Consider the following 20,584-nt stretch of genomic DNA (forward strand, 5'->3'; position numbering starts at 1 on the left):
AATATGTTGCGAATTCGGCAACTCGTAAAGCGCTACGGCCACGACGAGCCTGTATTGAAGGGGTTGGATCTCGAAGTACCCGAGGAATCGGTAGTTTCGATCATCGGCGCTTCAGGGGCTGGTAAAAGTACTTTACTACGTTGCATCAATCGGTTGGTCGAGCCGACCTCGGGAAGTATCGAGCTCAACGATATAGAGCTGACCCAGCTACATGGCAATGAACTCCGCAAGGCGAGACGGCGCATCGGCATGATTTTTCAGGGCTTCAACCTGGTCGACCGACTGACCGTCATGGAAAACGTGCAGTGCGGGCGCCTGGGTTATATCCCCTACTGGCGCGCCGCGCTACGTAAATACCCAACCGAGGACATAGAGCGGGCCTACACGCTCATGGAACGCGTAGGGATAGCCCAATACGCCAATAAACGCGCCGATGAACTCTCCGGTGGCGAACGCCAACGCGTCGGCGTGGTGCGTGCCCTGATGCAGAACCCGGAAATTCTGCTCGCCGACGAGCCCACCGCCTCGCTCGATCCTGTCAGCTCACGTCAGATCATGGAATTGCTGCAGACGCTCGCACAGGAGCTACAACTGCCAGTACTGATCAACATTCACAATGTCGCCGAGGCTCGCGAATATACGCAGCGCATCGTGGGAATGCGTTTCGGGCGACTGATTTTCGACGGCAAGCCCGAGGATCTCGATCAATCCGCAATGGATACCGTTTACAGCGGCACACCGGCGGACGACCAGCAACAGGCCGAACAGGACACATCCCGGGCGGTGGTCTCATGAACGACGCCACTCCATCCCGCACTTGGCGTAAACCGCCCTTCATAGCCAACCCGTGGCTGCGCTGGGGGCTGATCGTCGTCGCGCTCATCTACCTGAGTTGGGCAGCCTCCACCCTCCCATTCGACTGGGCGCGGGTCAGCCAAGGCATGGAGCGTGCAGCGCGTATATTCTCGGGTGCCTTTCCACCCAACTTTTCGCGTCACGACCTGTTGATCAAAGGCTTCCTGGAGAGTCTCCAGATCGCCATTCTCGCCACCTTGCTGGGGCTCGTGCTGAGCGTTCCGATCGCGTTCATGGCGGCACGCAACATCGCCATCAAACCGATCTACCTGATCGGACGCGCGTTGATCATCATCACCCGCAGCTTCCATCCGGTGATCGTCGCCATTCTGTTCGTCAAGGCGGTGGGCTTCGGCCCGGTGGCAGGTATCCTGACGCTCACCATTTACTCGATCGGCTTCGTCGCCAAGATGCTTGCCGAGCGCATCGAGGAAATCGATTGGGGGCAAGTTGAGGCACTGCGCGCCAGTGGCACACGCTATCTCACGGTGCTGCAATTCGCCGTGCTGCCGCAAATCATGCCACGTCAGATAGGCCTGTCGATCTATCAGCTCGACAGCAATCTGCGTGCTTCAGCCGTCGTGGGTATCGTGGGCGCAGGAGGTATCGGCTCCACGTTGATGAACGCCTTCGGTCGCTACGATTATGACTTCGCACTGGCCATCACGTTGGTGATCATCGCCGTAATTCTAGTCAGCGAGGCCATAAGTGGACGTATCAGGAGGGCGATCTGGTGACACAACCATCCGTGGCCGAGCGCGCCTGGTCGCGCTATAGCCCCCAGCAACGCTGGAAACATTTCGCCGGCCTTATCGTGGTGGCGCTGGCAGTCACTTGGTCGGTGGCGACCCTGGATGTCATCTGGGCTTGGGTCTGGGATGCGCCGCTGCAGATCGGTGACTTGTTTCGGCGCATGGTACCGCCGGAATTCAGCAACTGGCGGGCGATTTCCTGGGCACTGATCGAAACACTCAATATCGCCACCTTGGCGACCTTCGTGGCGGTGTTCGTGTCGCTGCCGATCGCCTACATCTCGGCACAGAACACGACTCCAAACCGGTTCACCTTGTGGCTGGGACGTTTCATCCTGGTCTCCAGCCGCTCAGTGAACACACTCATCTGGGCATTATTGTTCGTTGCGATTTTCGGACCGGGCGTGCTGGCAGGGATCATTGCCATCATGTTCCGTTCGCTGGGCTTTCTCGGCAAGCTGATGGGTGAGGCCATCGAGGAGATCGATCGTCGCCCGGTGGAGGCTCTGGAAGCGACCGGCGCTTCGCGCGCCAAGGTCATCCTCTATGCCATCGTGCCGCAGGTGGTCCCAACCTTCTTCGCAGTCAGCATCCTGCGCTGGGACATCAACCTGCGTGAATCTACCGTGCTCGGTCTGGTAGGCGCCGGCGGCATCGGCGTGATTCTCCAGGGTGCCATCGACACGCTGGACTGGCCCACCGTCGCCACCGTATTGCTGGCCATCATCGTGCTCGTCATCGCCGGTGAGGCCGTCGCCGCCTGGCTACGCAAGAAGGTGATCTGAAGACATGGCGCTACGAGATCAAGTTAGTCGCGATATCCGTCACCCAGCCTGACACACTACGAAAAACCGGGCGTTTGTCAGCGCCCGGTTGAGAGTGAGCATTAACTTTTGACGGCTTAGCGCTCGAAGAAGTTGCTTTTGACGAGGTCGACGACGTCTTCCATGCGGCCGTTGAGGACGGCTTTGGTGGAGTAAAGCGCGGTGGAGGCGACTTCTCCGGCGGCTACCTTGGGTGGCATGACGAGCTCCATACGGTTGACCTTGACGTCGAGTAGCGCGGGGCCGTCATGTTTGAGCCATTCAGTGATGGCAGGCTTGAGCTCGTGGGCTTCCTCGACGCGTTTGCCCCAAATACCCGTGGCCTGGGCAAGTTTATCGAAGTCGGGATTCTCAAGGTCAGTGTAGCTGTCGAGCAGACCATCGACCTTCTGTTCGAGTTCGACGAAGCCCAGCGAGCTGTTGTTGTAGACGACGATGTTGAGCGGCACTTTCTCTTGCTTGAGGGTGAGAAGATCGCCCATCAGCATGGTCAGACCGCCATCGCCACACATGGCGATAACTTGCCGCTCGGGAAACGCCTCCTGAATGCCGATGGCCTGCGGATAGGCGTTGGCCATGGTGCCGTGAACGAGGCTGGAAAGCGTACGGCGTTGGCCGTTGGCGTGAATGTGAAGCAACAAGCAGAGAATTGATATATCATCGCTTGGTCACCCGCCATGAATATCCGGTGGCCATGCGCGCCCATTCATAAACACGACCCACTCATGAACGGAGGTTAGTTCCATGGAGCTGACGACGTGGCTAACCTATGTCGGCGTTATCTCCGCACTGATCGCTTTTCCCGGCCCAGTGGCCTTGTTATGCATGCATCATGGGCTGCGCCATGGCCGACAACGCGCGCTAGCGACGGTAATCGGTGGGGCGACGGCATCGCTGGTTCTCATGGGGCTGTCGTCTTTGGGGCTGGGGGCTATCCTGGCAACTTCTGAGCTTGCCTTCACGTTGCTCAAGGGCGTGGGCGCGGCGTATCTCATCTATCTAGGCGTACAGGCATGGCGCGCACCGATGACGGCGGCGTCAATGACGGGCAATGCCGCACAGAGCTCGCAGCCCATCGAGCGAACCGGTACGCGTGCCCTCTTATGGCGCGGTTTTACTGTGGGTATCAGCAATCCCAAGGACCTACTTTTCTTCGGCGCATTGTTTCCCGGCTTCATTGACCTCGGTGCCTCGCAACTGCCGCAATTTGCGATTCTGTCGCTGACCTGGCTGGCCATCGACCTCACCACCATGTCGAGCTACGCCACGATGGGCTCAGGGATCGGTCGTTGGTTTCGTAGTCCACGCCGCGTGAAACTGTTCAATCGCACCACGGGCAGCTTATTTATTGCCGCCGGAGGGACCTTGGCGGCCTCGCATCGCTGAGGCCCATCATCAGCCGCAAAGCTCCGAGCCGGCCTCGGCCTGCTACGCTTGGCGCGGTCACTTAGCCGTGCCTGAACTTTCCAGGTGTCTGTCCGGTCGAGCGTTTGAAGGCGCGACTGAAAGCGGCTTGGGAACCGTATCCCAGACGCCAGGCAATCTGATCGATCGAAAGCTGCCGCTCGGTGATCCATTGCGTAGCCAGACGCATACGCAATTGGGTGACGTAGCCGAGCGGCGAGACACCCAGCGAGCAGCGGAAGCGTTCGGCGAAAACCGAGCGTGAGCTGCCCATCTCCGCCGCCATGGTAGCCACTGTCCAGTCTCGGCCAGGTTCACGGTGGACAGCGGCGATGACCTTGCCCAGACGCGGATCGCGCAACGCCTCGATCCAGCCACCGATGTCGGCGCAGCCACACTCGACCCAACCCCGTACGATGCTGGCAGCCACGACGTCGGCTAGCCGGGACAGAATACCCGCAGCGCCAGCCCGCTCGAGACTCGCCTCGCGCGCCATCGCTTCCAGCATCGGCAGTATTTCGGGATAGCGCGAGAGTAACGTGTCGACGTGCATCACGGCGGGCATCAGCGTCAACAGCGGCTGCATGCCGCCTAGATCGAACTGCATGCAGCCGCTGAAAAGTCGCACCGGAGGCGTACCGTCGAGCGTATCCGGGCATTCATTGACGCAACTGAAATCGTCACATAAAGGCAGCGCGTCAATCTGCTCGATATCGCGACTCTTCACTTCGGGCGAAGAAAGCAGACAGTGCTGGCCGCCCCGAGGTAAAAGTACGGCATCGCCGGTCTCCAGGCTCTGTTCCTCTACACCGATCCGCAGTATGACGGGGCCTTGGGCGACGAAGTGAAATTGCGCGCAGCTGGAGTGAGTATCGAAACGAATGCCGAAGGGCGGTGCGACCTGGAGACGACGATAGTTCAACCCCGACAGGCGCATACCGAGGAGCAGCTCGTTGATCCATTCGCTGGAGCTCACTCCAGCGCCGTCAGTGGCAAAAATTTCGGACTCTTGATCAATCATGTCGGGGCTTTAGTGATAGGAGATCCTAAGATAATACTTTAGTCTATGCACCATCCCAAGTATTGATCGGAACTATCGAAATGACGACGCAAGAACCTCAACGCTCGACGTACGCGTCGCCCACGCCATCGCGCTGGGTCGCCGTGCTTTCGCTGACGATGGGCGTCTTCAGCCTGGTGATGGCCGAATTCCTGCCGGCCAGTCTGCTGACCCCGATGGCGGATTCGCTCATGATCAGCGAAGGCCAAGCCGGGCAGGCCGTTACCGTCACGGCGGTGGTGGCGCTGCTATCCGGCTTGCTGGTGACGTCCGTGACGCAACGCCTCGACCGGCGCCACGTGCTACTAGGATTCTCCGTGCTGATGATCGCGGCCAACCTGGTGGTAGCCTTCGCCCCGCATCTGATCTGGTTGCTGATCGGCCGGATACTGCTCGGTGTGGCACTGGGCGGCTTCTGGGCACTGTCGACCGCCACGGTGATGCGGCTAGTGGCGGAACATGACGTTCCGCGCGCATTGTCGCTGCTGTTTACCGGCGTCCCCATCGCCACCATTAGCGCCGCTGCGCTGGGCAGCTATCTCGGCGACATGATTGGCTGGCGCAACGTTTTCCTTCTCGCGACCGCGCTCTCAGTACTCACGCTGATACTGCAGTACGCCACCCTGCCACGGATGACACCTGAGCGTCCGACACCCCTTGGTACGTTGGTGAGCGTAATAAAACGGCCGGGCATGGCAGTCGGCATCGTCGCCATTCTGCTGGTGTTCTGCGGCCATTTCGCCTTTTTCACCTATGTTCGTCCGTTTCTTGAAGCCGTGTCCGGGATGGGCATCAACGAGCTTTCTTCGACCCTACTGGCGTTCGGTGTGGCGAACTTCGTCGGCACGTTGGTCGCGGGTTATCTACTTGAGCGCAGCCTGCGACTGACACTGCTGCTGATGCCGCTGATCATGGGCATGCTGGGCTGGCTGTTGGCCACGCTGGGCGGCATTTCAATGGGCACCGATGTCCTCATGGTGGCCCTATGGGGCTTCGCCTTCGGTGCCGTGCCAGTCGCCTGGTCGACCTGGATCACCCGCGTCGTACCGGATGAGGCAGAAAGCGGCGGCGGTTTGATTGTCGCTTCGATCCAGCTGGCGATCGCGCTGGGCGCCGCCGTCGGTGGGGTGATGTTCGATATCAGCGGCGTGCTGGGAGTGTGCGCGACGGCCGGCACGCTATTGCTGGCTGCCGCCGCTCTGGTGCTTGTCGGCGTGAGAACGCAGCCGACTGTCTCCACCGATGATGATGCCGTCGCGGTAGCCTGCCAATAAAGCAGACAAGCATCCGTCAATCGAGAAACAGCACGGTTGACGGCCCTCCCCGACCGCCCACAAAAAAGCCACGCCCGAAGGCGTGGCATTCCCTTGAAGCCCCTTTGAGCAGGGGGTTTGACGACGCGTTATCGTGGTTGTGGTGACGAGGGCCGGATAGCGGGATCAGGCGTCTTCCTCGTCGGCGCCGTCTTTATTACCAAGATAATCGGTCTTGCTAGAACGTTCGAGCCACAGCGGGTTCGTCCAGGCAGTATCGCCATCGGCATCGTCGACTTCGAGAGCGACCCAGCCGTTGGCGTCGCCGGGGATATCGAAGGTCAACGTCGCGTCAGTGCCGTCGATGGATTGCGTGGCAAGCACTTCGCCTCCCTGGCCGATCAAGCGCGCTTCCTTGAGGCCGTTGACGGCGGTGGCGTTCAGGGTCCATTCGCCCTTGGCGTCTTCCATCAGACGTAGGCTGTCGCCGAACATGTGGTTCTCGGGAAACAGCAGCGGCCCCTGGGTCGCGTAGCCGTGGCCATCCTTGAGGGCACGAGCGAAGGTGCTCGGGCTCAACTCACCGGGCACGTGGCCCATCATGCGGATGCGACCGGTGAGGTCGTTCCAGGCATCGTGGGTATCCGTGCCCGCCGTGAAGTACATGCGCGTGCCTTGATCCCACAAGCGATGCGCGGCCTTCAAGGTCGGCGCGTTATCCACCTCGGCGTTGAGCTCGAGCAGGTCGAAGCCGGTGGTAAAGCCGCCGGGTACCTTGCCAGCGCCTAAGTTCTGCAGATAACCATAGGCGTTGTACGGATGATTCATGGGAATCACCTCGGCACCCAGGCGGCGCGCGTCTTTGAGGATGTCTTGCACGTCATCGGTACCGGGGTCGACCTTGAGCTCACCGTTCATTTCGATGGGGAACGGGTTCATGTGGCCCCACGAGGGCGAAATCTCGATGGAGGGTATGAACGGCACGCCGCGCTCGGCGGAGAGCTTGCGGAAGGTAGCGTGATTGGCAGTGGAATCGTGATCGCTGATGAAGGTCAGATCGAGATCCGTGGCCAACTGTGCACGCACCACCATGTCCGGCGGTGTGGTGCCTTCCAGCACATTGGCGTGATGGTGCAGATCGGCGCCATACCAGTGTTCGTCGTTGGGTTCGACGAGACGCTCGATCTCAATGGTCCTGTCGATTTCTTCGCCGGTCTCAAGACTGACATCCAGCGTTTTCTCGCGGGCCGTAAAACCGGCGCCGGCGTTGACGCCCAAGCGGTAATCGCCGGGCGCCAGCTTGAGCTCGGCATGCCCGGCCGGGTCCAGTTCGGTGAAGAAGGTCTGCTTACCGAGGAATTCCACCGGCGGCTGCTGGCCTTCGAGAATCGTCAGGCGTGCGTCGCGCGGGGTGTCATTGTCAGCGCCGCGAATATCCAGCGACAAGGTGCCGGGACCGCGCATGTCGTCGAAGATCAGCTCGCGCTCGCTGCCGTCGGTGACATTCAGTTCGACCGGCTCGGAGTTGGCAAAGCCTTCCGCAGTAGCGTAAGCCTGGTACTTGCCCGCCGGCAGCGGCATCGAGAACTTGCCATCGTCGGCCAACGTCCAAGCGTAAGGCGCGCCTTCTTTCTCGACCATCACCAGACCATTGGCGGGCGCCTCGCCGTCGCCATCACTTAGCCGACCATGAATCTCGCCGCTATCGAGATTCTTGCGTTCGATTTCGTTGGCAACCACCGGCACCAGATCGCCTTCCGGCACCACCTGCAACCAGCCTTCGAAACGGCGCGACTCGCCGGCTTTCAGGCTGTGTTCCAAGTACATGTCCTGGCCTTCGTAGTTGATGCGATCAAAATATGGCGCATGCAGGGCGAAGGCCCAATCCTGGTCGTAAGCGACCATGCGGTCGGTGAGTGCGTCGCTGGCTTCGGTCTCCTTGGCGTCGCCTAGCCCGGGTACGCCGAACAGATAGCCAGTATCCGGCCACAGCGTGAAGCCGGAGCGAATGGCGTCCAACGGCTCGTCGCCCTGGTTGTCGAGCACCGTTTCCAGATGCACTCGGTCGCTGTCGGCATCCAGCGTGTAGGTGGTGGTGACCATCGCCTCGCCGAAGTTGCGGCTAACGCGGACCACCGCGCGCTCGGGCGACTTATCGACGACTTCGACGTTCTTGCCGTCGTTGGGCCAGGCAGACCAGTTGTTGGGAATGAAATCGGCGAAGGCAACGCGGTCGAGGTCGATCTCGCCGCCTTTTACCGCCGCCAAGTCGACCAATGTGCCACGCGGCACGCCCCAGGGCGGCCGTGACTCGACGGCCAGCGCGAAGGCCAGCTTGTCGTTGGCGACGGTAATGTCCTCGACGTGAGAGGCCTCGCCATCGGGAATGTCGGTTGCGCCGCGCGTCACGCTGACATCGGCCTGCGTCAGTGAGGCAGCGCCCAAGGTCAGTGCCGCCAGCGGCAAGAGGTTCCATCTTGAACGTGTCATGAGCCCCTCTAATATTGAATTATTATCCAAGATTGTCTTTTCCATTATTCATAATTTTGATTTCTCGTTCAAATTACGCTCATCTGTGAAAGAGCGCTTGCCCTGGAGCCCACTTTAGGGTTGTAAAATCAGGGCATATTGATCGACAAACGATACGAGGTCTCTAATGGCATGCTGCTGCGGTCCTTCTTCCCCTCCACCACAATCAACATCGCGTTACCGGCGCGTACTGTGGATAGCACTGTTGGTCAACGCGGTGATGTTCGGCTTCGAGATGCTGGCGGGGATGAAGGCGGATTCGACTTCGCTGATGGCCGATTCGCTCGACTTTCTCGGCGACGCGGCGAATTACGCCATCAGCCTCGGCGTACTGGGCATGGGCCTGATCTGGCGTGCTCGCGCGTCACTCATCAAGGCCGCGACGCTGGCAGGCTTCGGCGTCGTTGTACTGGGAGTGACGCTGCATAATCTAATAGCGGGCAGTTATCCGGACGCGCCGACCATGGGCGCAGTGGGGCTTTTGGCACTGATCGCCAATCTCGCGGTGCTTTTGCTGTTGATGCGCTATCGCGAGGGCGACAGCAACATGCGCAGCGTGTGGATCTGCACGCGCAACGATGTCATCGGCAACGGTGCCGTGCTGCTCGCCGCGCTGGGTGTATTCGGCAGCGGCACCGCCCTGCCCGACTTGATCGTCGGTGGGGTATTCGCGTTTCTCTCGCTGTCCGGCGGCTGGAAGATCGCCCGCCAGGCGCGTGGCGAGCTGCGTCAAGCGCACGCGAAAGAAAGACCCGGCATGCCGTCCACCGAACCTCGTTGAACGGTGCCTCGCCGGGTCATTACTCCCTCTTCTTCAGAACTCGATAGCGACGTTGCTCCTGGGCGTGCTGCAGCAGCTCAGGATGTAACCGTCCGCTTCGTCGTCCTCGGTAATGCCGCCGTTGTGCTCCATATTGACGTCGCCCGAGAGCTTCTTGACCTTGCAAGTTCCGCAGATGCCCATCCCGCAGGCCTTGGGGATGTGTAGACCGAGCTTGGCGGCGGCGGAATGTACGGTCTCCTCAGGCAGAATGCGAATACTCTTGCCACTGGAGCTGAATTCGACCTGCAGCATGTCGGCGGTATCGACGGCTTCCAACTCCGCTTCGGCCTGCTCGGCCAGTTCCTGTACGTCGGCGCGCACCTCGGCGGGCGTGGCCCCGAACGACTCCTCGTGATAGTGGCTCATGTCGAAGCCGTTGCTCTGCAACACCTGCCTGACGGCCTTCATGTACGGTGTGGGGCCGCAGCAGAAGATTTCGCGCTCCAGGTAATCCGGCACCATCAACTCGAGCATCGACTGCGCCAGATAGCCACGGAATCCCGCCCAGGCCACACCGTTTTCATCGCCGCGCTCACAGACGATATGCAGCCGGAAATCGGGGATCCGAGAGAAGATATGTTCCAGCTCGCGGTGAAAGATGATGTCGCGTGGCTCGCGTGCGCTGTGCACGAACTGTAGGTCGACATTGGCGTTGGTATCGAAAAACCAGCGCGTCATCGACATCAAGGGGGTGACACCGACCCCGCCGGAAAGCATGAGCACCTTGTCGGCGGGGTAGTCGATGACGTTGAAATCCCCCACCGGCCCGTGAACGACCAGCTCGCTGCCGACCTGCAGGTTATCATGTAGCCAGTTGGAAACGCGTCCATCGGGAAGACGCTTGACCGTGATCGAGAAGCTATAGGGCACCGAGGGGGAGCTGGAAATCGTGTAGGAGCGCATGATCGGCTCGCCATCGATCTCCAGTTCCAGTGTCACGAATTGCCCGGGCTTGAAGAAGAACAGCACTGGCTGATCGGCCATGAAGCAGAAGGTGCGCACATCCCAGGTTTCCTGGATGACCTTTACGCAACGCACATTATGGCGCCCATTAGTCCAGGTCTGGGTATTGACGGGATTGAAATAGTTCAAGGTCATAAGATGGCTACCCGGTCGCACGGCGGTATCTGACTGTCAGGCGCATTGTGGGCGCCCCCCGCACCGACCACTTGCCTGCCAACGACACGTGCATGCCTGCTCCAGCCGCCATCACGAGAGCAACCGCCAACTGACGTCGTCACGGCATCGGCCAATGTCGCGGGCAGACAATCCCCACTGGTGGCAATACGCCACACTCCGTGTCACTCACGCCTCTCAAGCACACTCACTCAATGTCATGGCGCCTCCGTTATCCGACACGGCGCACGAAGAGGATGCCTTCATGGATCTGCTCGCTACATCCGCACTCGACGATCCCTTGGCCGCCGCGCGTGACGCGACCGCCGACATGCTTCGCCAGCGTCGGCGCACGTATTCGCTGCCGCAACCCTTCTATAATGATCCGCGCGTGTTCGCGCTGGATATGCAGGAAATCTTCACCCATGAGTGGCTGTTCGTCGGCATGACCTGCGAGCTACCCACCAAGGGTAATTACCTGACCGTACAGATCGGCGACAACCCCATCATCGTCGTACGTGGCGATCAAGGCACGCTGCATGCCTTCCACAACGTCTGCCGCCACCGTGGATCAAGGCTGTGCACACAGGAGAAAGGCAAGGTCGCCAAGCTGGTCTGCCCCTATCATCAATGGACTTATGAACTCGACGGCCGCCTGCTGTTCGCCGGGCAGGACATGGGCGAAAATTTCGATCTTTCAGCTCATGGCCTCAAGCCGGTGGCAGTGAAGAGCGCCGGCGGTTTCATCTTCATCAGCCTCGCCGACCAGCCACCGGCCATCGACGACTTTCTAGCGACACTGGATGAGTACCTAGCGCCTTACGAGATGGACAACGTCAAGGTCGCGGCGGAATCCAGCATCGTCGAGCAGGCCAACTGGAAGCTGGTGATCGAGAACAACCGCGAATGCTATCACTGCAACGGTGCCCACCCGGAGCTGCTCAACTCGCTGATCGAGTACGACGACACCGACGACCCACGTGCCACGCCTGCCTATCGCGAACTGGTCGCCCGCCAGCAAGCGCATTGGGAAAGCCTGCAGGTGCCCTGGGAGCTCAAGTACTTCGGCAAGCGCCAACGCCTGACTCGCACGCCGATGATCGACGGCGTCATGTCGATGACCATGGACGGCAAGCCTGGCTGCGGAAAACTGATGGGACGCTTGACGAGTCCCGATCTGGGCTCGCTGCGCATTTTGCACCTGCCTAATTCCTGGAACCATTTCATGGGCGATCATGCCGTGGTCTTCCGGGTGCTACCACTGGGCCCGCAACAGACCCTGGTGACCACCAAGTGGCTAGTCCGCAAAGATGCCCAGGAAGGCGTCGACTACGACCCGCAATGGCTACGCAAGGTGTGGGACGCCACCAACGATCAGGACCGGCAACTGGCGGAGGAAAACCAGCGCGGCATCAACTCCATCGCCTACCAGCCCGGCCCCTACTCCGAGACTTACGAGTTCGGCGTGATCGACTTCGTCGACTGGTATAGCGAAACCCTGCTCTCCTACCTGGAAGCAGAGACGCCCTCGTTGCAGGTCGTACAGGGCTGACCCCTGACATCATGCGCTAGCAATGTACACCACCGCCGCGCCGATACCGGCGCGGCGGTGGACGTTGGTTGCTTTATTTATTCGTTCGCTCGCAGGCGAGGCAGTAGGTGGGTGTCGATTGCCTGGCGTACCGACGGCAGCATTTCATCGCTGTGCTGCAGCATGTCGTGAATGGCTTCGGGCAAGCCTTCTACGCCGACTTCGTTGTGCTTGCATGCCGCCATGCGGGCACAGGTTTCGGGGCAAGCACCGTCGGGGATGCGCACGCCCAGCGCTTGCAGGCGTTGACGAAAGTCGTCGCCGTCGATCAGTTCCGCGAGCATCATGTCTTACCCTCCTCGAGTGACGGCACGCCGGTATGTGTCACCGGCCGCGACCGCGATGGTGGTGTTGTGGGCAATCACTGTCGTGAACGCCTATCGCCACCGGCGTTATCAAAGTTTAGGAGAGCGGTGGCAAAATGCCCGCCCCCGCATCGTCAGCGCTTGAACACCACGGTGCGCTTGGCATGCAAAAACACCCTGCGCTCCAGATGAAGCGATACCGCCCGCGCCAGGGTCAAGCATTCGATGTCTTTCCCCTTGGCCACCAGGTCCTCGGGATAATCGGCATGACTGACCGGCTCCACGCCTTGGGTGATGATCGGGCCTTCGTCGAGATCGTCGTTGATGTAGTGCGCGGTGGCACCGACCAGTTTGACGCCTTTTTCATAGGCCTGATGATACGGTTTGGCGCCCTTGAATCCCGGCAATAGCGAGTGATGGATATTGATCGCGCGCCCGCTTAGACGCGCGCACATCTCACTGGAAAGTACCTGCATGTAGCGCGCCAGGATCACAAGCTCGGCGCCGGTGGTTTCGATCACCTCGAGGACGCGAGCTTCCTGCGCCGCCTTGGTTTCGGGCGTGACCGGAAAATGGTGGTATGGCAGTCCATGTCCGGCTACCAAGGATTCGAGATCGGGGTGATTGGAGATCACCGCGCGAATATCCAACGGCAACTGCCCGGTACGATAGCGATACAGCAGGTCGTGCAGGCAATGATCCGCCTTGGAGACCATGATCACCACCGGCGTGCGACGCTCGGGCGGGGTCAGTTCGAAATCCATCTCGAACTCGAAGGCCCGGGTCGCGAAGTCGGCCTGGAAGGCCTCGGCATCGAAATCGGAGGCCAGAGGCCGAAATTCGGTACGGATGAAGAATCGCTCGCCCAGGCGGTCATCGAATGACTGCTGTTCGGTGATGTAGCACTCGCGCTCCTTGAGGAAGCGGGTCACGACATCCACGGTGCCCAGGCGGCTGGGGCACTGCGCAGCGATGATCCAGGTATCGTCACTGCGGCTCATGGCGGCTTTCTCGAGCGACACCAATGCCATATTCCTCGCCGGCATCCAGCAGCCAGCGATACACGTAGTCGGCGAAGCTGCGCCGTACGATGAGCTCCCAGCGCGACGCGTCCGGGCGACGTAGAATGACGCTGGTCTTGGCGAAGAGCGTGGTCACGCCCTTGCCCACCGTGAACGTATGCGGGTCGACATCATAGACCGTCGACTTCATCAGGACTTCGTGCGCCGCCTCCCCGGAGAGCTCGATCAGCGTCTGCCCCGCGCTGACGTCGACGATGGCGACATGCGCCCCGCCAAGATGTGCACGCAGCCGCGTCTCGAGACCGAAGGTCTCGTCGCCGGGGACGATCAGCAACCATTCATCGGGCGATAACCATTGCACGGAGCGCTGACCATCGGCGTCCACGGTGAGCGAATTGGGACGCCCGGGCAGGCCGATACCGAGCACCTCGCGCAATGCCTCGTCGAGCACGATGGCTCCGCCGCGCAGGATGAGATGCCCCAGGAATGCTCGTTCGCCAATCACCGCACGGCTTTCCTCTCCAGACGCGTCTCCGGGCGCGGGCATACCGCTGCGCTGGAAGGAATACGCCAGCGGCGACTCGGCGGTAACGGTAGCGTGATCGGCGCGGGCGTCGTAGACATGGACCGAGTTAGACATGCTGGCGCTCTCCCTTGGGATCGACGAATTGGGTGCTGACGATTTCGGCTTCATGCACACGGCCATCGACCATGGGCAAGTAAACGCTCTCGCCCATGCGTTGATGCCCGCCCTTGACCACCGCCAGCGCGAAGCCGCTTTCCAGCGTGGGGCTGTAATAGCTGGAGGTGACATGGCCCACCATGGGCATGGGAATGGCGTGATTTGGCTCGAAGACGAGCTGGGCGCCTTCTTCCAGCACCACGCTCGCATCCTTGGGTTTGAGGCCGACGAGCTGCTTGCGCCCTTCGCGGCGCGTATCGGCACGCGTCAGCGCCCGCTTGCCAACCCACGGGAACGACTTGTCGTAGCCGATAGCCCAGTGCATGCCGAGATCCTCGGGCGTCACTGAACCATCGGTGTCCTGGCCGACGATGATGAAGCCCTTTTCGGCGCGCAGGACGTGCATGGTTTCCGTGCCATAGGGGGTCAGATCGAAGGCCTCGCCGCGTGCGAACAACGCCTCCCAGACGTGCATGGCGTAATGCGCCTGGACGTTGATCTCGAAGGCCAGTTCCCCGGTGAAGGAGATACGGAACACCCGCGCAGGTACGCCAGCTACGTGCCCCTCGCGCCAGTCCATGAACTTGAACGCCTCACGATCGAGGTCGATATCGGTCAAGTCGGTGAGCAGCTTGCGCGCCTCGGGGCCGGTCACGGTCATCGTCGCCCAGTGATCGGTAACCGAGTTGAAATACACATCGAGTTCTGGCCATTCGGTCTGGTGCCAGAGTTCGAGCCATTCCAGCACCGGCGCGGCATTGCCAGTGGTGGTGGTCATCAGGAAGTGATTGTCGGCCAGGCAGCTGGTGGTGCCGTCATCCATCACCATGCCGTCGTCGCCGCACATCAGTCCGTAGCGCACGCGACCAGGCGCCAGCTTCTGCCACTTGTTGGTATAGATGCGGCCCAGGAACTCGCGGGCATCCGGCCCCTGAATATCGATCTTGCCCAGCGTCGAGGCGTCGAGAATGCCCACGCCCTCGCGGACCGCGCGGCATTCGCGGGCAACCGCTTCCCCGATGCTTTCGAGCCCGCCATCGGCGCGCTTGCGTGGATAGTACCAAGGGCGCTTCCACTGGCCGACGTCCTCAAACTCGGCGCCTCGGGCGACATGCCAGGCCTGCATCGGCGTGTAGCGCTCGGGGTCGAAGAGCTCGCGGCAGTGACGACCGACCACGGCACCGAAGGTCACCGGCGTGTAGTTGGGCCTGAATACCGTGGTACCGGTTTCGGGAATGCTCTGCCCCAGGCAGCGCGCGGTGACCGCCATGCCATTGATATTACCCAGTTTGCCCTGGTCGGTACCGAAGCCCATGGCGGTGTAGCGCTTGACGTGCTCGATGGATTCGAACCCTTCGAGCGTCGCCACTTCGATGGCGGAAGCAGTAACGTCATTCTGCAGATCGACGAACTGCTTGGGTGCACGCAGCGTCGCTTTCTCATGTGGCACTTGGAACAGCGCGCAGACCGGGCCCTCATGGCGCGACGCGACCTGCGGCAGGTCCGCATCGTCAACGGTGACATCGAATCCCAGTGCCGTGGCCGCGTTAACGCCGGCCTCGACGCCGTCCGCCAGCACCTCATCCAGTGGATAAACGCCACGCGCGCCACCACTCGCGGCGACACCCGCCACGGTCGAAGGCACGAAACCGATGATGGCATCGCTCCAGACCGGACGCGCGCCGGTATGCGAGGCCAGGTGAATCACCGGACTGTAGCCGCCGGAGCTGGCGATGGTGTCGCATTCAAGCGTCTCGACTTTTCCGGTGACCCTGAAGGCGTCCACGTCGATGGCCGCCACACGTGCCGCCGAGACGCGCTGCGCCCCCTTGGCTTCGAGCACGGCGCTGCCGGTAATGACACGGATGCCTGCCGCTTTGGCTTGCGCAACGAGATCGCCCTGCGGGGCTGTGCGGGCATCGACGATGGCGACCACTTCGCGTCCAGCTTCCTGCCAATCCAATGCGGCGCGATAAGCGTGGTCGTTGCTGGTGGAAAGCACCATCTTCTCGCCGGGCACCACGCCGTAGCGGCGAATGTAGGTCGACACCGCCCCTGCCAGCAGATTGCCGGGGACATCGTTGTTGGCATACACCAACGGACGCTCATGAGTGCCGGTCGCCAGGATCACCTGCCCGGCGCGTACCCGGTGTAGCCGTGAGCGCGGCTGGCGGTAACCGGCCTTGGACGGGGCACTATCGCCCAGGTGTTCGGTGCGGCGTTCGTGGAGGGTCACGAAATGATGATCATGATAACCATGCGCAGTGGTACGCGGCAGCAAGGTAACGTTGTCGTGTTCCGCCAGCACCGCCAGTGTCGTCTTCAGCCATTGCGCGGCGGGTTGATCGTCCAGTGTCTCGCGCGTATCGAGCAGCGAGCCGCCCATCGCCTCCTGTTCGTCGGCGAGGATCACCCGTGCCCCGGCACGCGCCGCCGTTAACGCCGCGCTCAAGCCTGCGGGGCCAGCGCCGACGATGAGCATGTCGCAATGCCGATGCATGTGATCGTAGATATCTGGATCGGACTGTGTCGGGCTGCGCCCCAGACCGGCCGTCTTGCGGATGAATTTTTCATAGGTCATCCACATCGACGCCGGTGCCATGAAGGTCTTGTAATAGAACCCCGGCGGCATGAACGGGCTGCCCAGTTTGCCGATCCAGCGCATGATGTCGCGCTGCGCGTCAGGCCAACCGTTGGTGCTACGCGCAACCAGGCCGTCGTACAGCGCCTGCTGGGTCGCCCGTACGTTGGGCACCTGAGTCGCCTCCGTCGCGCCCAACTGGACCACCGCGTTAGGCTCTTCCGCGCCGGACGCGACGATGCCGCGCGGGCGCGAGTACTTGAAGCTGCGATTGACCAGATCCACACCATTGGCCAGCAAGGCCGAGGCCAGGGTATCGCCGGGATGGCCGGTGTATGTATGACCGTTGAAAGTGAAAGTCAACGCCTGCGTGCGATCGACCTGGCCGCCTTGCGCCAGGCGGTTGGGCTGTGATGCTGTCTGGCTCATGCCTGCGCTCCCTTGACCGACGCCACGGCGGCGTCGCTGGCACCTACGGTCTGCTGGCCGCCTTCGGCAACCTGCGCATTATTGGTTTTTTCCTCACGCGCGTTTTTTTCCTCACGCGCCAGATGCTCGGCGGTGATCGTCGGCTGTTCGCCCATCTTGTAGGTTTCGAGGATCTCGTAACTCACGGTATTGCGCGTGATGTTGAAGAACTTGCGGCAGCCCACTGCGTGCAGCCACATCTCGTGATGGATGCCGCGCGGATTGTCGCGGAAGAACAGATAATCGCCCCATTCCTCGTCGCTGCAGGTGTCCGGCTCCTCGGGGCGTGCGATGTGCGCCTGGCCCTTGGGATGGAATTCCTCTTCCTCGCGCAATTCTTCGCAGTAGGGGCAATAGATATGGAACATGATGGCTCTCCCTTAGTGCGCGACGCCAGCGGCGCCATGCTCATCGATCAACGCCCCGCTGTGGAAACGATCGATGGAAAACGGCGCGGCGATGGGGTGCATCTCGCCCTTGGCCAAACTCGCGGCGAACACATGCCCCGATCCTGGCGTCGCCTTGAAACCGCCCGTCCCCCAACCACAGTTGAAGTAGAGCCCCTTGATCTTCGTCTTGGAAAGGATCGGACAGGCATCCGGGCAGGTATCGACGATGCCGCCCCACTGGCGGTTCATGCGTACCCGGGAGAAGATCGGGAACATCTCGACGATGGCCTGTAAGGTATGTTCGACGGTGGGATAGCTGCCCCGCTGACCGTAGCCGTTGTAGCCATCGATGCCCGCACCGATGACCAGATCGCCCTTATCCGACTGGTTGATATAGCCGTGCACGTGATTGGACATCACCACGGTATCCAGCACCGGCTTGAGCGGCTCGGAAACCAATGCCTGCAATGGATGCGATTCCAGCGGTAGATTGAGACCGGCCATACCCGCCAGCACGCTGGAATTGCCCGCTGTCACGCAGCCAACGGTCTTGGCCTCGATGTCGCCGCGATTGGTGTGCACGCCCTGGATCTGCCCGTCGCGAATCTTGAAGCCGGTGACTTCGGTGTTCTGCAACAGATCGACACCCAGCGCGTCGGCGGCGCGGGCGTAGCCCCAGGCCACGGCATCGTGGCGAGCCACGCCGGCACGTGGTTGCCAGGAAGCGCCCATGACCGGATACCGAGCACGCTTCGAGCAGTCCATGATCGGCACCAACGACTGAACGCCCTCGGCGTCGAGCACTTCACCATCGATGCCATTGAGGCGGTTGGCATTGACCCGGCGCTGAATATCACGCATGTCCTGCAGCGTATGGCCCAGATTCAACACGCCACGCTGGGAGAACATGACGTTGTAATTGAGTTCCTGCGAGAGCCCCTCCCAATGCTTCATGGCATGCTCGTAGAGTGCCGCCGATTCATCCCATAGATAGTTGGAGCGCACGATGGTCGTGTTGCGCGCGGTATTGCCGCCACCCAACCAGCCCTTTTCCACCACCGCGACATTGGTGATGCCGTGCTCCTTGGCCAGGTAGTAAGCGGTCGCCAAGCCATGCCCCCCGCCGCCGACGATGATCACGGCGTAGCGCGGCTTGGGCGTAGGATTGCGCCATTGGCGTTGCCAACCCTCGTGGTGACGCAGCGCGTGCTTGACGAGCCCGAAGCCTGAATAACGTTGCATACCCTCTCCCCTCCGCGGCCCCCGTGCTCTGGACTGGCACGACGACGTGTCTTTACATGCCGCGATGGTAGCCCTGTCGCCCCTTGGATGGAGTGCTTGCAAACGTCACGGCCGGATGCGTTTGCGACACACCGACTCGGATCAGCCATCAAGCTCCGTCGACACCTCGCCGCGATGCAAACGGCTGGCGGCACACTTGAACTCGGGAATCTTGCCGAAAGGGTCGATCGCCGAGTTGGTCAGGATATTGGCCGCCGCTTCCAGATAGCAGAAAGGCACGAACACCATGCCTTGCTGCATCAATGGGATTCGAATGCGCTTTCCGGCGGGACGGGGCGCCATCAAGAGCAGCCCCGGGGTTTGGCCAGCCTGTCTTGCGACAGGCGCCTCGTTGCATGTTAGCCCCGGTCTCGTGCCGGGGCCATTCAATGCCGCTCAAGCGGCTACGCTGCCGTGCGGGTCGATGACGAATTTCTTGGCCACGCCACCGTCGAAGTCCGCATATCCGCGCGGCGCGTCGTCCAGGGAGATGACCTCGACATTGACCGCATCGGCGATGTTCACCTTGTCGAACAGGATCGCCTGCATCAGCTGCCGGTGGTACTTCATTACCGGGCACTGGCCGGTATGAAAGGAGTGGGACTTGGCCCAGCCCTGGCCAAGACGCATCGAGAGGTTGCCATGTTGGGCTTCCTGACTCTCGGCGCCGGGGTCTTCGGTGACGTACAGTCCCGGGATGCCGATCTGGCCACCAGCTCGGGTGACGTCCATGCAGGCATTGAGCACCGTGGCGGGCTGCTCATGCGCGTGGTTATGGCCATGACAGCGCGCCTCGAAGCCTACTGCATCCACCGCACTGTCCACTTCGCGCGCGCCAAGGATAGGTTCCAGCATATCGGCCATCGGCGTGTCCTGGCGCAGGTCCAGGGTCTCGCAGCCGAAGCTTTCGGCCTGACCGAGACGCTGCGGGTTCATATCGCCGACGATGACGCAGGCGGCACCCAGTAGTTGGGCGGAAACCGCTGCGGCCAGGCCGACCGGGCCGGCCCCGGCGATGTAGACGGTGCTGCCAGGGCCGACGCCGGCGGTGGCGCAGCCGTGAAAGCCGGTGGGGAAGATATCGGATAGCAACGTCAGATCGCGGATCTTATCCATGGCGATATCGCGGTCGGGGAACTTCAACAGATTGAAGTCCGCATAGGGCACCATGACGTATTCGGTCTGGCCACCGACCCAGCCGCCCATGTCGACATAACCATAGGCGGCACCCGGACGCGCGGGATTGACGTTGAGGCAGATACTTGTCTGGCCTTCCTTGCAGTTGCGGCAACGCCCGCAGGCGATGTTGAAAGGCACCGAAACGACATCGCCGACGCCGATGAACTCGACGTCACGCCCGCACTCGACGACTTCGCCGGTGATTTCGTGCCCGAGTACCATGCCGCTCGGTGCGGTGGTACGTCCGCGTACCATGTGCTGGTCGCTGCCACAGATATTAGTGGTGATGACCTTGAGAATCACGCCGTGCTCGCATTTGCGATTGCCCAGCGCCAGTTCGGGAAAAGGGATCGGTTGGACCTCTACATGGCCGGCGCCCATGTAGATCACGCCGCGGTTGGCTGCACTCATGGCTATTATCCTTTGGTTTCGTAGTGAGAGGCGTCGTGGCGTCAACGCCACTCTTCGAC

The 20,584-nt window shown here is 61.3% G+C and carries 19 protein-coding genes; 7 read left to right on the forward strand and 12 right to left on the reverse strand.

The genetic code is table 11. The features are described 5' to 3' along the window. Positions 1–3 precede the first annotated feature (3 nt). Genes phnC through phnE (OP496_RS02555) form a run of 3 tightly spaced genes read left to right on the forward strand, consistent with a single transcriptional unit; the run spans position 4 to position 2,392 of the window. Positions 4–795: a phosphonate ABC transporter ATP-binding protein gene (gene phnC, locus OP496_RS02545; protein WP_280561815.1), complete on the forward strand. Its 792-nt coding sequence runs from the start codon at positions 4–6 to the stop codon at positions 793–795. Next, positions 792–1,592, forward strand: a complete 801-nt coding sequence (gene phnE, locus OP496_RS02550; protein WP_280561817.1) for a phosphonate ABC transporter, permease protein PhnE — start codon at positions 792–794, stop codon at positions 1,590–1,592. The genes phnC and phnE (OP496_RS02550) overlap by 4 nt, the downstream gene beginning before the upstream one ends. Next, the gene (gene phnE, locus OP496_RS02555) at positions 1,589–2,392 is read left to right on the forward strand and encodes a phosphonate ABC transporter, permease protein PhnE (protein ID WP_280561818.1); all 804 of its coding nucleotides are present in this window, start codon (positions 1,589–1,591) and stop codon (positions 2,390–2,392) included. The genes phnE (OP496_RS02550) and phnE (OP496_RS02555) overlap by 4 nt, the downstream gene beginning before the upstream one ends. Before the next feature lie 116 nt (positions 2,393–2,508). On the opposite strand, the gene OP496_RS02560 is transcribed toward phnE (OP496_RS02555), so the two are convergent. After that, positions 2,509–3,072 (reverse strand): thiamine pyrophosphate-dependent enzyme, encoded by a 564-nt coding sequence (locus tag OP496_RS02560; RefSeq protein ID WP_280561819.1) that lies wholly within the window; start codon positions 3,070–3,072, stop codon positions 2,509–2,511. 103 nt (positions 3,073–3,175) lie between these two features. Here OP496_RS02560 and OP496_RS02565 point away from each other — a divergent pair, with 103 nt between their 5' ends. Next, positions 3,176–3,817, forward strand: a complete 642-nt coding sequence (locus OP496_RS02565; RefSeq protein ID WP_280561820.1) for a LysE family transporter — start codon at positions 3,176–3,178, stop codon at positions 3,815–3,817. A gap of 61 nt (positions 3,818–3,878) precedes the next feature. Here OP496_RS02565 and OP496_RS02570 read toward each other — a convergent pair whose 3' ends face one another. Then, positions 3,879–4,811 (reverse strand): AraC family transcriptional regulator, encoded by a 933-nt coding sequence (locus OP496_RS02570; protein ID WP_280561821.1) that lies wholly within the window; start codon positions 4,809–4,811, stop codon positions 3,879–3,881. 125 nt (positions 4,812–4,936) lie between these two features. On the opposite strand from OP496_RS02570, the gene OP496_RS02575 reads away from it, so the two are divergent. Beyond that, positions 4,937–6,169, forward strand: a complete 1,233-nt coding sequence (locus OP496_RS02575; RefSeq protein WP_348521307.1) for an MFS transporter — start codon at positions 4,937–4,939, stop codon at positions 6,167–6,169. Between the two features lie 165 nt (positions 6,170–6,334). Here OP496_RS02575 and OP496_RS02580 read toward each other — a convergent pair whose 3' ends face one another. Continuing rightward, positions 6,335–8,638: a CehA/McbA family metallohydrolase gene (locus OP496_RS02580; RefSeq protein WP_280561822.1), complete on the reverse strand. Its 2,304-nt coding sequence runs from the start codon at positions 8,636–8,638 to the stop codon at positions 6,335–6,337. 244 nt (positions 8,639–8,882) lie between these two features. Between OP496_RS02580 and OP496_RS02585 the strand changes: the two genes are divergently transcribed. Next, a complete protein-coding gene (locus tag OP496_RS02585; RefSeq protein WP_348521996.1) occupies positions 8,883–9,458 on the forward strand; it encodes a cation transporter in 576 nt (191 codons plus the stop codon). A gap of 33 nt (positions 9,459–9,491) precedes the next feature. Here the strand turns inward: OP496_RS02585 and OP496_RS02590 are convergent, their stop codons facing one another. After that, entirely contained in the window at positions 9,492–10,598 is a 1,107-nt protein-coding gene (locus OP496_RS02590) for a hybrid-cluster NAD(P)-dependent oxidoreductase (RefSeq protein ID WP_280561824.1), read from the reverse strand. A gap of 283 nt (positions 10,599–10,881) precedes the next feature. Here OP496_RS02590 and OP496_RS02595 point away from each other — a divergent pair, with 283 nt between their 5' ends. Then, entirely contained in the window at positions 10,882–12,168 is a 1,287-nt protein-coding gene (locus OP496_RS02595; protein ID WP_280561825.1) for an aromatic ring-hydroxylating dioxygenase subunit alpha, read from the forward strand. A 77-nt stretch (positions 12,169–12,245) separates the two neighbouring features. On the opposite strand, the gene OP496_RS02600 is transcribed toward OP496_RS02595, so the two are convergent. From OP496_RS02600 to fdhA, 8 genes are all read right to left on the reverse strand, one after another. Further along, on the reverse strand, positions 12,246–12,494 hold the full coding sequence (locus OP496_RS02600; RefSeq protein ID WP_280561826.1) for a hypothetical protein: 249 nt from the start codon (positions 12,492–12,494) through the stop codon (positions 12,246–12,248). 152 nt (positions 12,495–12,646) lie between these two features. Next, positions 12,647–13,513 carry a formyltetrahydrofolate deformylase gene (gene purU, locus OP496_RS02605; RefSeq protein WP_280561827.1) on the reverse strand — a complete coding sequence of 289 codons (867 nt, stop codon included), beginning with the start codon at positions 13,511–13,513 and terminating at the stop codon, positions 12,647–12,649. Further along, complete coding sequence (soxG, locus tag OP496_RS02610; protein WP_280561828.1) at positions 13,500–14,174, reverse strand: sarcosine oxidase subunit gamma family protein; 675 nt, start codon at positions 14,172–14,174, stop codon at positions 13,500–13,502. Before soxG ends, purU begins: the two co-directional genes overlap by 14 nt. Continuing rightward, positions 14,167–17,226 carry a sarcosine oxidase subunit alpha family protein gene (locus tag OP496_RS02615; RefSeq protein ID WP_280561830.1) on the reverse strand — a complete coding sequence of 1,020 codons (3,060 nt, stop codon included), beginning with the start codon at positions 17,224–17,226 and terminating at the stop codon, positions 14,167–14,169. The genes soxG and OP496_RS02615 overlap by 8 nt, the downstream gene beginning before the upstream one ends. Next, positions 17,223–17,633: a sarcosine oxidase subunit delta gene (locus tag OP496_RS02620; RefSeq protein ID WP_280561831.1), complete on the reverse strand. Its 411-nt coding sequence runs from the start codon at positions 17,631–17,633 to the stop codon at positions 17,223–17,225. The genes OP496_RS02615 and OP496_RS02620 overlap by 4 nt, the downstream gene beginning before the upstream one ends. Before the next feature lie 12 nt (positions 17,634–17,645). Then, positions 17,646–18,896: a sarcosine oxidase subunit beta family protein gene (locus OP496_RS02625; RefSeq protein ID WP_280561833.1), complete on the reverse strand. Its 1,251-nt coding sequence runs from the start codon at positions 18,894–18,896 to the stop codon at positions 17,646–17,648. Between the two features lie 141 nt (positions 18,897–19,037). Beyond that, the gene (locus OP496_RS02630) at positions 19,038–19,238 is read right to left on the reverse strand and encodes a hypothetical protein (RefSeq protein ID WP_280561834.1); all 201 of its coding nucleotides are present in this window, start codon (positions 19,236–19,238) and stop codon (positions 19,038–19,040) included. Positions 19,239–19,331: 93 nt separating this feature from the next. After that, positions 19,332–20,525 (reverse strand): formaldehyde dehydrogenase, glutathione-independent, encoded by a 1,194-nt coding sequence (fdhA, locus tag OP496_RS02635; protein WP_280561835.1) that lies wholly within the window; start codon positions 20,523–20,525, stop codon positions 19,332–19,334. Positions 20,526–20,584: the final 59 nt, after the last annotated feature.

The organism is Chromohalobacter sp. 48-RD10, assembly GCF_029889785.1.
GTDB lineage: Bacteria > Pseudomonadota > Gammaproteobacteria > Pseudomonadales > Halomonadaceae > Chromohalobacter.